Source organism: Brevibacillus sp. GCM10020057, from assembly GCF_042683565.1.
GTDB lineage: Bacteria > Bacillota > Bacilli > Brevibacillales > Brevibacillaceae > Brevibacillus.
In genome coordinates this window covers 72181-85231 of the sequence record NZ_JBHUJW010000006.1, presented here as the reverse complement: position 1 = coordinate 85231, position 13051 = coordinate 72181, and the positions used below count along the sequence as shown (strand labels likewise).

The 13051-nt window shown below is 55.1% G+C and carries 6 protein-coding genes; 4 read left to right on the top strand and 2 right to left on the bottom strand.

Annotation, left to right across the window (positions count from 1 at the left end):
• Positions 1-8 precede the first annotated feature (8 nt).
• Both ACFSO0_RS02185 and ACFSO0_RS02180 read left to right on the top strand, forming a co-directional pair.
• Complete coding sequence (locus tag ACFSO0_RS02185) at positions 9-1274, top strand: TRAFAC clade GTPase domain-containing protein (protein ID WP_376875688.1); 1266 nt, start codon at positions 9-11, stop codon at positions 1272-1274.
• Positions 1274-3727, top strand: a complete 2454-nt coding sequence (locus tag ACFSO0_RS02180) for a GAP1-N2 domain-containing protein (protein WP_376875685.1) — start codon at positions 1274-1276, stop codon at positions 3725-3727. The genes ACFSO0_RS02185 and ACFSO0_RS02180 overlap by 1 nt, the downstream gene beginning before the upstream one ends.
• 329 nt (positions 3728-4056) lie before the next feature.
• Here the strand turns inward: ACFSO0_RS02180 and ACFSO0_RS02175 are convergent, their stop codons facing one another.
• Positions 4057-4647: a cupin domain-containing protein gene (locus tag ACFSO0_RS02175; RefSeq protein WP_376875682.1), complete on the bottom strand. Its 591-nt coding sequence runs from the start codon at positions 4645-4647 to the stop codon at positions 4057-4059.
• Positions 4648-4778: 131 nt separating this feature from the next.
• Here ACFSO0_RS02175 and ACFSO0_RS02170 point away from each other — a divergent pair, with 131 nt between their 5' ends.
• Positions 4779-10766: an AAA family ATPase gene (locus tag ACFSO0_RS02170; protein WP_376875679.1), complete on the top strand. Its 5988-nt coding sequence runs from the start codon at positions 4779-4781 to the stop codon at positions 10764-10766.
• 8 nt (positions 10767-10774) lie between these two features.
• Here the strand turns inward: ACFSO0_RS02170 and ACFSO0_RS02165 are convergent, their stop codons facing one another.
• The gene (locus ACFSO0_RS02165; RefSeq protein ID WP_376875676.1) at positions 10775-11134 is read right to left on the bottom strand and encodes a response regulator; all 360 of its coding nucleotides are present in this window, start codon (positions 11132-11134) and stop codon (positions 10775-10777) included.
• A 352-nt stretch (positions 11135-11486) separates the two neighbouring features.
• On the opposite strand from ACFSO0_RS02165, the gene ACFSO0_RS02160 reads away from it, so the two are divergent.
• Positions 11487-12983 carry a sigma-54 interaction domain-containing protein gene (locus ACFSO0_RS02160; protein ID WP_376875673.1) on the top strand — a complete coding sequence of 499 codons (1497 nt, stop codon included), beginning with the start codon at positions 11487-11489 and terminating at the stop codon, positions 12981-12983.
• The last annotated feature ends 68 nt before the right edge of the window (positions 12984-13051 follow it).

Here is a 13051-nt window from a genome sequence, read left to right as displayed (position 1 = left end):
GGAGCGCCATGCTGACCTTTTTGAAAAACATATTTGAAAAGAAACAGCCAGTAAAGGAACGGCTGCCTTTTTACGATATCGTCTGCCCGTACTGCTTCGCCAAGTACGCGCCTGACCAGGTCGTGTTTCGCGCGGCCCATCACCGCGAGGACGACGAGGACTACTCCTTGCAGGAGGACGAGCTGCTGAACCGCTACCGGGACAAGTTCGGGCTGGATGCTATCGACGAGCTGGAGGCCGTGATCGATCCGGAGACGATTCCCGAGGAAAGTCGTCTGTATGTGGACAACGTCCTGGTCGGGGTGACGGACCGCTACGGCGTCGTCTCCAAACGCAGGCTGTGCCCGAAGTGTCACAACGAGCTGCCGATCACGGCCGGGAAGGCGCCGAGCAACATCATCTCGATTGTCGGAGCGTCGCAGGTGGGCAAGTCCGTCTACATGACGTCGCTGATTCACACCTTGCAAAACTCGACGGCGAACCACTTCCATGCGGCGTGCATGCCGCTCAACGCCCAGATCAGCCGGAAGTTCCGGGAAAATTACGAGGCGCCGCTGTTCGAGCGCGGTCAGCTGCTCGATTCGACGCAAAAGGAGCGGCGTCAGGAGCCGTTCATCTTTCAGTTCATTTTCAAAGACAGCGACAAAGCTCCGCTGATCCTCGTCTTTTTCGATGTGGCAGGCGAGGGTATGGTCGATCGGGAGTATTTGGAGCTGTATGCGGCGCACGTGAAAAATTCGTCGGGCATTTTGTTCCTCGTCGATCCCCTGCAGATCAGGACGATCCGCGACCGGGTCATGCTGCGCGCAGGAGACCAGCCGGGAGAGTTCACCGCCCGCTACGACGAGCCGCGCGAAGTCGTCATCACGCTGTTTGAAAACTTCATCGGCTACCAGCAAGGAAGCAAGACGGATATCCCGACAGCGGTCGTCCTGACCAAGAGCGACATGCTGCACCTGATCAAGGAGGACGACGGCGAGTACATCAAATCCAACAGCAACGTCTTCCGCAATTACGTGCACAAAGAATTTTTGAACACGACGGAATTTGCGAACATCAACGGAGAGATCAGCCGCTTCATCGAAAAGGTGGATCGACCATTCAAGGACGCGCTGGAGGTCTACTTTACCAATACGGCCTACTTCGCCGTCTCCGCGCTGGGCAGCAACCCGGTCAACCAAAAGGTGAGCGGCGTCGTCACGCCGATCCGCGTCGATGAGCCGTTCATCTGGCTCATGCAGCAGCTGGACTACATCGAAGGGAGGGAGCGATAGTGAGCCGTCAGCCCATCATGCAGCAGTATTACACCCGCGGGCGACAAGGCATTTTTCGTTCCAATGAAGGCTACGATACGGTCGCCAAATCGCCGCGGCTGGACAACGCCTTCATCAAGAAGACGCTCCATCCTTTTTGCGCCTACGATGCGCCGCGCCAGCTGCAAGAGCGGGGAGAAAGCAATCTGAAGCGCTACCCGGAGGCATTTGTCTGTTTTCGGGCGGAAACGGGCGAGCTGGTCGTCGGGCGCAGCGTATTCGTCGGAGCCGACTTTACGGGACAGCGCAACACGTTTTTCAGCCACAACTACGTCATCCCTGCGCAGCGGCGCGATGAGTTTGTCAAAGACCCGGCCAGACTGTTCGGACTGAATGCTTTTGCCGATTATCATGACGATGCGGCGGGCAAGGAGCTGCCCGAGCTGGACGAGCTGCCCTTTCAGGTAGACGGCACCCCGGAACGCAGGCGATGGCTGGACAGCATCGGCATCGACGAGCAGGTCTTCCGGCAGCTGCTCTATGCTGTGATGACGTCGCTGTCGACCAGGCGCAAGGTCTACATCAGTTTGCCGGGAGAACCGGCAGACGCTTCCTACGATGCCCGCAAGCTGCTTGAGATTTTGTACAGCTGCCTGCCGTATGAGATGCGCAGGCATTTTGGCTTTCTCACCTACAGCAGCGAGCCGCAGAGCAAGAAGCACATTCACGTCATGTTCGTGGAGAAAGGCAGCATCCGGGCAGGGGCGCAAATTACGGAAAAGGACTTCCTGTTCGACTTGGCAAACGGACGCATCCCCCAAGCCGATGCTCTGGAGGGGAAGCACGTCTACCTCGATTACGCCTGGGAGCATGTGGACGAGCCGCGACTGCTCGCTCAGTTCCACGATTTTTGCGAGGAAGTGCTGGCGGGTGCCGATACAGACATGCAGCTGCGGCTGTCTGCGTGCTATGAGCTGTGTACCCTGTATGGCATCGAGAGCGGAAACATGGCGGCCTGGGTGCAAAACCGCGCAGGCATCTGGCAGGTGCTCCAGCACTATTTGAACCAGGTGCAGCTGCAGGACAAGACCCGGCTGCTTCGCTTGCGGGATACTCTGTTTCGGGCGGAAGCGAAGTCGCTCGCGGTGAAAAGGCTGCCCGACAGCGAGACGATCAGGCAAATGCTGGGTGCATACCGTGCCGTTTCGGGAGAGCGCGTATCCGGCGAGCTCGTCACCCATCTGATGAAGCTCCTGCTGCAAGCAAAGGCGGCGCAGCAGAGCGCTTACGCCGCCGACGTGTACCGGCAACTGGCGGAGTGGCCGGAGCTGTTTGCCTATTTCATGCGCAGCGTGCTCGGCTGCAAGGAGCTGGTCAAGCCGCTGTTTGAAGACTATCTGGCCGAGCGGCTGGCGTCTTTTTCGCAGATGGACCAGGTGCTGCAGGAATTCGTTTTCTGGTCCAGGACGGCTCCGCCTGCCCTGCACAATCCGTTCTTCCTGGCCGCTGCGCGGGAAAAGATGCTCCGTCTCTTCGCCTGCGAACAGCATCCGCTGCAGGCCGTTCTGCACATCCACGATTTCTTTATGAGACAGGACGGCTTTGATCGGTATGCAGGCGAGCTGCTGGACGAGCTGGACAAGTCTTTGCTGGGGCAGCTCGCTCTGGACGCCTTGGCGTGGAGCGACTTCGGCAAGATCATGAACCTCCTGGAGGATAAGCCGCAGACGTTCTTTGGCGGGCTGAACCTGGAGAGCAGGCAGAAGCTGGAGTACATCGCCCAGATGGCTGCTTTGGCAGACAGCCGGGAGGTGCCACTGCCCGAGCCGTTTTTCCGCCAGTGGGATGAGCGGGAGACGGCGTTCCTGCAAAAGCTGATCACAGGCCTGCTGGAGCATCCGCTCGAGCCGGACAGCTTCCCGCTCGTCGCTCTCGCTTTTTATCGGACCGGGCAGAAGAGGCAGGATTCCTTTGCCTATGCCGACATGCTGCGGTTTGTCGGCGAGAGCGGCGGCGATGAAGCGGTCTATGCCTTCGTTTTGTGGAGCATGACGCAGCGCATGTTTTTCACGGCCAAATCCATCTCGCCTGGTTACCGTCAGGTGCTCAAATCCTTTTTGCTCGAAAACAATGGGAGACGTCTGCGCGACAAGGCGTGGAAAAAGCGCTGGCTGGCGGTGCGGCATGCCGATTTCCGCAAGCTGCTGGACGAGGTGCGCAGCGAGACCGCCAGTCCCTTGCTGAAGCTGTTTCGGAAAAGGTCGACAGCAATGGTAAGCATCTTCCTGCTGCTCGCGGCAGGGGCTGTGGCGAGTTTTTTCCTGCTGGCACCTGACTCGAAGGCCGATCTGCCCGTTTCCCCAACTGGAGCAGAGACGGCGAGACAGCCTCTGCCAGCCGAAGCGGTCAAATTCGTCCCGGCGTATCAGCTGATGCTGGAGCCGCAGATTCGCCCGGTCAACACTGCGCGGTAGTCGGGACAAGGACGGCTGCTTCCCGCATCACAGTTGTTGTAAAAAACTTCAATTTCTAGCTTGTCTGAGGAGCCTTTCATCTGATACGATGGGGAGCGTGTGGCATCCTGGCGTGGAAAACAGTCAGGGTGCTTTTCCTTGTACAGATGAAGAATCGACATCCATGCGACTAAGCGATCATTCTGCCCTTTGGGTGCAATGGCTTCGGATAGCAAAGTTTTCGGCTGCACTCAAGTTTTTCTCATGATGGAATAGTTCTTGCAAGTGGAGTAGTTCTTGTTTGCGGAGTAGTTCTTGCTGAAGGTGCAATTCTTGATGAGGAGGAGGGATTATCCGGAAATACGCTGATCTTGGTGGGAAGGAATGTAGTACTTGTACAATGATTTGTCAGCGCCGGTCCAGGCAGCGAGCCTGGCGAGCAAGCCGAAAATCCCCTTTTGCCAGGAAATCGGCAGGTATGGGAGATAAAAGGCGCCCATTTGAAAGAGGGTGCCAAGCAGCAAGATGTTTTTGGGTAAATACTGCTTCAGAAACGGCATGTAAAAGCTCCGTCCATCCGTATCCAGACCGTAGCCGCAGCGGACGAACGCCTCGAATTGTCCCGCCGGCCGGATCTCGACGTTGAAGCTGACCGTTTCCTTGGTGTTGTTTTGGAAGCAGTGGTGCTTGTCCAGTGGAACGACCGCCTTGTCCCCCTTTTGCAGGATGATCGTTTTTCCGTCGACCGTCAGCTCTAATTTTCCGCTGACACCTTCAAAGGTTTCCACAAGTTCAGTATGATAATGCAAGAAGATTCCAATGTTGGGTGGAAGGTCGGTTCGGAATAACAGGTACTCTCCATTCGTCTCCTCGGTCGTCTTGAGAAAAGTGACAGTCTCCCCGTTGTGAGGATTTCCAACAGTACGGCTTAAATTGGACATAGGCAGTCCCTCCCGATTCATGATTTTGATGATTGGCAATTTGTGTCAGAATATAGTTTCAATATAGATGATTCCAAAACAATCAACAATATTTTATTAGCAAAGGCCTATCAAAATGGAGTGAAAGAAGAATGAGCGGCAAGCTGTCAGTTCCTGGGTACAGGAATGTGGAATTCGTCTCAAATCATGTAAATTCGGGCATCTATCGCGGAATCAGAAGCGTGGATAATCTTCCGGTCATCATCAGGACGGCACAAAAGGGAATCCCCCGCAGCGACTCGATCTGGAAGCTGAAACACGAATACCGGCTGCTGGAATCGATCCGTTCGGAAGCGGTCGAATCCGTGGTGGAGCTTGTTCATAATGATCGGGAGACTCTGCTCATTACAGAAGATTTTGGCGGCTTGCCGCTCTCCAGCCTGCTGAAAATGCGCCAGTTGTCGTTGAAAGAGATTCTTTCGATCGCACTTTCCTTGGCCAAATGCATAAGAGCGATCCACCAGTACCGGGTCGTCCACAAAGACATCAATCCTGCGAACATATTGGTTCGTCCCGGCAGCCTGGACGTCAAGCTCACCAATTTCGGCCTGGCTACCCGTCTCTATCAGGAATACCAGAGCGCGATGAATCCAAAAGAGTGGCAAGGGAACTTGCGCTACATTTCACCGGAACAAACCGGGAGGATGAATCGGACAGTCGATTGCCGTTCGGATATTTACTCGTTTGGAATCACTGTTTATGAGATGCTCACAGGAAAGCCCCCTTTCCTCTTCGCGGACGCGCTGGAACTCGTGCATGCCCATATGGCCAGAAAGCCCGTTTCTCCCAGCCAGAGTCACCCTTCTATTCCAATCGTGCTATCTGATCTTGTGATGAAGTGCCTTTCCAAAAACGCGGAAGATCGCTATTGGAGCAGTTCCGGACTCATTTACGATCTGCAGCTTTGCCTGACGCAGTTGCAGGAAGATGGCGGTATTCCACTGTTTCCGTTGGGTACGCAGGACCGCACCGACCAACTGCACATTTCGGAAAAGCTGTACGGCCGGGAGCCGGAACTGGCGCTGCTGAGCGAATCGTTCGAGCAGATCTGCGACGGGGCCACGCGCCTGGTAATGCTGAGCGGAAATGCAGGCGTGGGCAAGTCGGCCTTGGTTCAGGAGGCGCAAAAGACCTTTCTGCAAGGGCGGGGGCGCTTTATATCCGGGAAGTTCGATCAGTACAAGCAGAACGTGCCCTATTCCGCCATTTTGCTGGCGTTTCAGGACTTGATTCGGCAAATTTTGGCGGGTAATGAGCGGGAGCTGCACATGTGGCGGGAAACGATCACGGAAGAGCTGCAGGGATTGGGACAGGTCATTGTCGACGTGATGCCGCAGCTGGAAATGGTCATCGGCAAGCAGCCGGATGTGCCGGAGCTGCCCGCGACAGAGGCGAAGAACCGGTTTCAGATGGTCATGCAACGTTTTGTGCGCATTTGGGCCAAGCCGGAGCACCCGCTCGTCCTGTTCCTCGACGATTTGCAGTGGGCGGACCCTTCATCCCTGTTTCTGATTCAGGAAATGATCGGGGACCTGCAGGAGAACCACTTCTTATTGCTCTGCTCCTACCGGGAAAGCGTAAGCAGCCCGCTCAATCCGCTCTTGACGGCACTGATCGAGCAGGGGAGCCGGCACCAGATTTTGCGCCAGCTGTCCCTGCATCCGCTGAAGGCGGGAGAGGTGGCCGAGCTGCTGGCTGACTCCTTTCAGGCAGAACTGCAGAAGGTGCAGCCGCTGGCGTCCATCGTGCACAAAAAAACGGCGGGCAACCCGTTCTATACCCGTCAGTTCGTGAAATCCCTGTACAATAAAGGCTTGCTGAAATACGAAGCGGACAAAGGCGGCTGGACGTGGCAGCTGGAGGACATCGACAAGCTGTGGGCGGCGGAAAATGTAGCCGATTTCTTGGTCGAACGGATTCGGCTCTTGCCGATGCTGACCCAAAAGCTGCTGGCGTACGCGGCATGCCTGGGCAACCACTTTTATTTGCACATGGTGGCACGCGCGCGTAACCAGAAAGAATCGGAAGCGATCCGCCACCTCTGGCCGGCCGTGGAAGAAGGGCTGCTGTATCCATTGGCAGGCGACAGCTACCTGGCGTATGCGGCGCTGGAGGAGGATGATGCCGCCATACATGCGAAAATCAACTTCACCTTCCTGCACGATCGCATTCATCAGGCGGCTTATTCCCTGCTGTCCGAAGTCGAACGGAAAAGGGTACACCTGAAGCTGGGTAGACGGATGCAGGAGTTTTCCGATTCCTTCGAGTCACCGCTTCTGTTTGAAGTGTGCAACCACATGTATTTGGGAGCAGATCTGATCGAGGACCAGACGGAAAGAATCCAGGTGGCACACTGTCATTTGCTCGCGGGCCAGAGGGCCAGGCTGTCGACAGCCTTTGACGCGGCCCTGAAATTTTTCCGACAGGGGACCGAGGTGCTGCGGGAAGAAGGATGGGAAGCGGATCGCCAACTGGCGGTGGAGTTGTACACGAGGAGGGCGGAAGCGGAGTATTTGTGCGGCAACTTCGATACGGCGGAATCGCTGTTTGCGCTCGTCAAGCAGTACGCCAGAACGAATGCCGAGCAGGTGCGGATTCTGGAAATCCAGGTGCACATGTACACCAGCCTCGCGAAATTTCCCCTTGTCGTCGAGATTGCCAACCAGGCCCTGCAACTGCTCGGCGTCCACATTCCGGCCAAGCCAGGGAAGCTGGACATTCTCAAGGAGATGTGGCAGATCAAGCGAAGCCTCAAGGGGCGCAAAGCAGACGAACTGCTCTACATCCCCCAAATGCCGGATGAAAGTTACCGGCTGGCCATGAACATCATCAGCTATGCAGGGCCTTCCTCTTACTATGTCGACATGAACTGGTTTGCCCTGACTATCCTGCGCGTGCTCCATCTGTCGCTTGTGCACGGCAACGATGCGGCTTCAGCTAACGGCTATACCGGATACGGGATCGTGCAGGCAACACGGTTCGGCAATTATCAGGAAGGGTATGAATACGGCTTGCTGGCTTGCAGCGTCGCCGACAGCTTTCACGATCCCATGGCGATGAGCAAGGCGTACGGGGCCTTTGCCGTTATGATTAACCATTGGCGCGAGCATGCCAAAACCAACATTCCGCTGCTGAAAAAGGCGATCCAGCACGGCCTGGAGAGCGGGGGCAACATCTACGTCGCCTACAATGCGCACGCCCTGCTGGAGGCGATGCTGTTCTGCGGCTCGCCGATCGAGGAACTTCATCAGCAGATCGGGCAGTATGCCGACCTGATCCGCCAACTCAAGGTGGTGGATCACGACGACCGCCTCTTGCTTTTGAAACAGGCTTTGCATGGTCTGACGGCAGTGCAGCCTGACGACCATACGGCGTTTTGCGCGGAAGGCTTCGATGAGGGAGCGTACGTCAAAGCATTGCTGGCGGAAGGCACCAACTACAAGCGCTACATGTATCACTACTACAAATCGATGGTGTGCCTGCTGTACGGCCGCTTTAGGGAAGCTGCGGAATTGACAACCGAGGCCGAGCAGTGGATGGAGACGGTCAGCGGACAGCTGCTGGTCTGCGAGCACCTTTTTATCCAGACGCTCGCGCTCACAGGGCTGTACCTGGACGCCGGACGGTCCGACAGGCGCAAGTTTGAGAAAAAGATCAAAAAGAACCTGAAGCAGATGAAGCGCTGGGCCGACCACTGCGCGGAAAACTTCCAGCACCGCTACCTGCTGATGCAGGCGGAGTGGATGCGCGTCAACGGCAATGCCCAGGCGGCGACAGCCTATTACGAGCAGGCCATTTCGTCCGCCAAGAAAAACGGCTTTTTGCAAAACGAAGCGCTCGGCTATGAGCTGGCGGCCCGACACTTTCTCCACCTGGGCATGAACACCATCGCCAGAGTCTACATGTCCGAGGCCCACCTTGCCTACATGGAGTGGGGCGCAATCGCCAAAGCCAAGCAATTGGAGGTGCGGTACCCCGTCCTTCTGGAGCAGCATGACAACCACTCAGGGAGCGCAGAAATGGCAGTGGCAGCCCCTGACATGGTGGACTTCATGACGGTCATCAAGGCTTCCCAGATGATCGCCAGCGAAATCAAGCTGGACAGACTGCTCGACACCATGCTGCGCACTGTCATGAGCAATGCGGGCGCACAGCGGGGCTTTATCATCCTGAAAAAAGAGAGCGAGTGGTTCATCGAAGCCGCCGGGAGCATCGACGAAGACATTGAAATCTTGCAGTCGCTGCCGTACGAGCAAGGCAGCCTGCTGTCTGTCGCAACGGTGAATTATGTCATGCGCACCGAAGAGATGCTGGTGCTCCACGAAGCCTACGTCGAGGCCGTGTTTTTCAAGGACCCGTACATTGCGAAAAACATGCCGAAGTCGATTCTGTGCGCGCCGCTGTGGCAGCAAGGAAAAATGGTCGGCGTGGTCTATCTGGAAAACAACGAGTCCACCCACGTGTTTAACAAGGAGCGGACGGAACTGCTGCGTCTGCTGTTCTCGCAAATCGCCACCTTCATTGAAAACGCCCGGCTGTACCATCAGCTGGAGCAGTGGAACCACTCGCTGGAGCGGATCGTCGCCGAACGCACCGACGAAATCAAGACGTTGCTGCGAGCCAACAAAAACTTGCTGGACAACGCCGGACAAGGATTCCTGTCGTTTGGCAGCAACCTGCGCATTCATTCCGAGTACAGCCGCGAGTGTGTCCGCATCTTCGGCAAGGAGCTGGCTGATTTGTCCGTCGCGGAACTGCTGTATCCAGACAACAAGGAAGACCAGGCCTTCATCGAATCGCTGCTGCAAAAGTATTTCGGGCTGGAAAACCAGGCCCAGCGCGAGCTGTACCTCAGCTTGTTCCCGACGGAGCTCACGGTGAACAAGCTGCCGCTGAAAGTGGAGTGCAAGCAGATCAACGATGAGCGAGGAGAAAATTCCGAAGGGCTGATGCTCATTTTGACAGACTTGAGCGAACAGCGGGAATTGGAGAGCAAGATGGAGCAGGAATGGCAGTGCCTGAAAATGGCCGTGTCGGTGGCGATCGGGCATGAGCTGTTCCGGACCGTCCTGCAGAGCTTTACCTCCTTTGTGACGGCCGGGTGGAAGGACATCTGGGCAGACAAGGGCGAGCACGCACAAAGGCTGTACCAGCTGATCTACCGGCTGCACCAGTTCAAGGGCGACTTCAGCCAGTTTTATTTGATCCACACCCCGGCCGAGCTGCACGAACTGGAGTCCCGGCTGGCAGCTTTGGCCAGACAGGCAGCAGACGATGTTGATCTGGAGAGCGAGATCCGGAGCGGAATCGATTCGATTTGCTCAGCCATCAGGCTTGACCTGGACGTGATGACGCAACAGCTGGGCAAAGACTTCCTGGAGACGAACGAGCAGAAGGTTTCGTTCCCGGCGGATCGCTGGAGCGCCTTTTCCGAGCAATTGGCTGCGTTTTTGCGGAAGGAGGGACACAGCCAGCTGCTGAAATCGTTCGAGCAGCTGTACAACCGCCCGATTACAGAGCTGTTGTCACGCTACGACGACTATGTGACGAAAATGTCTGCCCGTCTCAAGAAGCAGGTGTATCCCTTGCAGATCGAAGCAGAAGACATCTGGGTCAATCCGGAGCGATTCGCTGGCTTCATCAACAGCTTGATTCACGTATTCAGCAATGCGCTGGATCACGGGATCGAGCAGGAGGAGGAGCGTCTGGCGCAAAACAAGGCGAGATGGGGCACTATCCGCTGCCAGGTGAAGCGGGAGGGAGACATGCTGCGCATGACCATCTCCGACGATGGCAAAGGAGTCGATCTCGATCGGCTTAAAAGAGTGGGGCTGGAAAAGGGCTGGGATGACAAATGGAGCGACCAGGAATGGCTCGAAACCGTGTTCGCAGAGAATGTCAGCACAAAGAGCGGGAATGTCAGCGAATGGTCGGGCAGAGGAGTCGGCTTGTCGATCGTCAAGCGGGAGGTAGAGCGGCTGGGTGGAACCGTGAAAATCAACACGAGCAAAGGGAGAGGTACGCGCTTCCAGTTCCTCATTCCGCTGGAAGAACAGGAGAGCTGCTTGCAGCACACATAAAAAAAGGCCTAGACCAAGGCGCTTTCGATGGCAACAAGCAGCTTCTCCTCGTTGATCGGCTTGATGATGTAATGAATGGCACCTGCTTTGAGGGCTTCAAAGACGAGCTGCTTCAGGCCGTGGGTGCTCACGATGATGATTTTCGCCTCCGGAAATCGGCTCCGGATCATCTGGACGGCCTCGATTCCGTTCATGTCGGGCATGTTGATGTCCATCGTGACCAAATCCGGCTGGTAGATCATGTATTTCTGAAAAGCATCGCTCCCACGGGTTGCTTCCGCAATTACCTGATGGCCAGCTCGCTCCAGTATTACCTTCAAATATTCTCGAACAACGATGGAGTCATCAGCAATAAGTATACGAGCCATAAACCCTCCTGAAGTTTCTCTAGTCGCTAAGCAGGATTCATATACTTAACAATAACACTGTCAGGAAAATCGTAGCAAGTGGATTCTGGGACGAAAGAGCTGCAAGCTGGCACCGCGAGCGAGAGGGGGCCGGCTTGTTTGCGTTGACCAGGCTGCGTTTGTTGCCGGAAGGCCCGGTAAAGCGGCTTTTCCGCAATTTCACGCTGCCTGAATCATGGCGATAAAAAATAATTTTCCGTATAATTCCGATTATATTTTTATAAAAATACAAAGTGGTTTGGCTAGGCTGCGTATATAATCAGGCTATATAGCAGAGAGAATTGGTGAACCCGAGAAAAGGGGGCATGCTGGCATGGGCAAGAAAAAAGATGACTATCAGGCTTTGCAAGAGAAGCTGCGAGAACTGGAAGTGATATTTGAAGCTTCCCACGATGAGATTTTTGTGGCGGACGCGCAGGGAAATACGATCCGCGTGAATCCGGCTTGTGAACGTCATTACGGACTGCAAGGGATCGAGCTGGTCGGCAGAAATGTGTACGATCTGGAAAGGGAAGGGCTCTTTTACCCTTCCGCGACGATTGCAGTGCTGGAGAACAAGCGGCCAGTCACTTTGGTACAGTCAACCTCTACCGGCAGACGGCTGATTGTAACCGCCAATCCGGTCTTTGACGAATCGGGTAATCTGTCGCGGGTCGTCTCCACATCAGTAGATATTACGGAGATTATCTTGTTGAAGCGGCAGATAGAAGAAATGGAAAAAGCGATTGCGGAATACGACGAGAAGTTGAAGTATTTTCGCAGTATGACCTACGACAAACAGGGGCCGCTTATAGCCAAAAGCAAAGCTATGGTCAACGCATTGGAGCTGCTGGAGCGGGTTGCGAATGTGGATACCATTGTGCTGTTTCTCGGGGAGTCGGGAGCGGGGAAATCGGAAATTGCCCGCTGGCTGCATGACATCGGCAGACGCAAGGACGGCCCGTTCGTTGAGGTGAACTGCAGCGCGATTCCTCCACAATTGTTTGAATCGGAGCTGTTTGGATATGAGCGAGGCTCTTTTTCAGGCGCGCTTTCCACAGGAAAGATCGGGCTGATTGAATCAGCGCAAAAGGGGACTCTCTTCCTGGATGAGATCGGTGAACTGCCGTTGGAATTGCAAACCAAGCTGCTGCAGGTAATTCAGAAAAAAACCGTGATGCGGATTGGCGGCCGCACTGCCAAACAGGTAGATGTCCGCTTTTTGGCCGCGACCAACCAAGACCTTGAGCAGATGGTCAAAAAGGGCACTTTCCGACAAGATTTGTACTACCGGCTCAATGTGATCCCTGTGAAAGTCCCCCCGTTGAGAGAGCGTCCGGAAGATTTGGTCGAGATGATTTTTGTCTTTCTGGAGCGTACTAACAAAAAATACGGCACAAACAAAATGTTCTCTTCCCGCGCAATCGATCAGCTGCTCTCCTACCATTGGCCGGGGAACATTCGCGAATTGGAAAACGTGATTGAACGCTTGGTGATTACCGCTTCCGACAGCGTGATTCATCTGGAGGATCTCTCGGGAGTATTGGAAATATCCGCTGCAGCGGAGGGACAAGCACATTCCAAGGCCAATGCCATTGATTATCTGGATATGCTCGTGAAAAATCAGGAACTGGGGCTAAAAGAAATGGTGGAGATTTTCGAGAGGGACATCATTCAGCAGTTGATGCAAAGCTATGGTTCCACCCGAAAGGTAGCCAAGCGGCTTGCGACCAGCCAAAGCTCGATCAGCCGCAAATATCAGCAACGCTTGAATGTGTCGCGGAAAAACTTTCCGAAGAACAAGGAGCAGGAGGGTTCGATTCAACAATGAATCACTTGCGCATTTTGATTCAAATTTGAATCGATAATTGACGGAAAATATGCAAAAATGAATCGCCA

What these genes read in the sequence shown, in the direction of transcription:
- ACFSO0_RS02170 (WP_376875679.1), top strand. Translation starts at nt 4,779, where the DNA reads ATGAGCGGCAAGCTGTCAGTTCCTGGGTACAGGAATGTGGAATTCGTC.
- ACFSO0_RS02160 (WP_376875673.1), top strand. Translation starts at nt 11,487, where the DNA reads ATGGGCAAGAAAAAAGATGACTATCAGGCTTTGCAAGAGAAGCTGCGA.
- ACFSO0_RS02165 (WP_376875676.1), bottom strand. Translation starts at nt 11,134, where the DNA reads ATGGCTCGTATACTTATTGCTGATGACTCCATCGTTGTTCGAGAATAT.
- ACFSO0_RS02185 (WP_376875688.1), top strand. Translation starts at nt 9, where the DNA reads ATGCTGACCTTTTTGAAAAACATATTTGAAAAGAAACAGCCAGTAAAG.
- ACFSO0_RS02175 (WP_376875682.1), bottom strand. Translation starts at nt 4,647, where the DNA reads ATGTCCAATTTAAGCCGTACTGTTGGAAATCCTCACAACGGGGAGACT.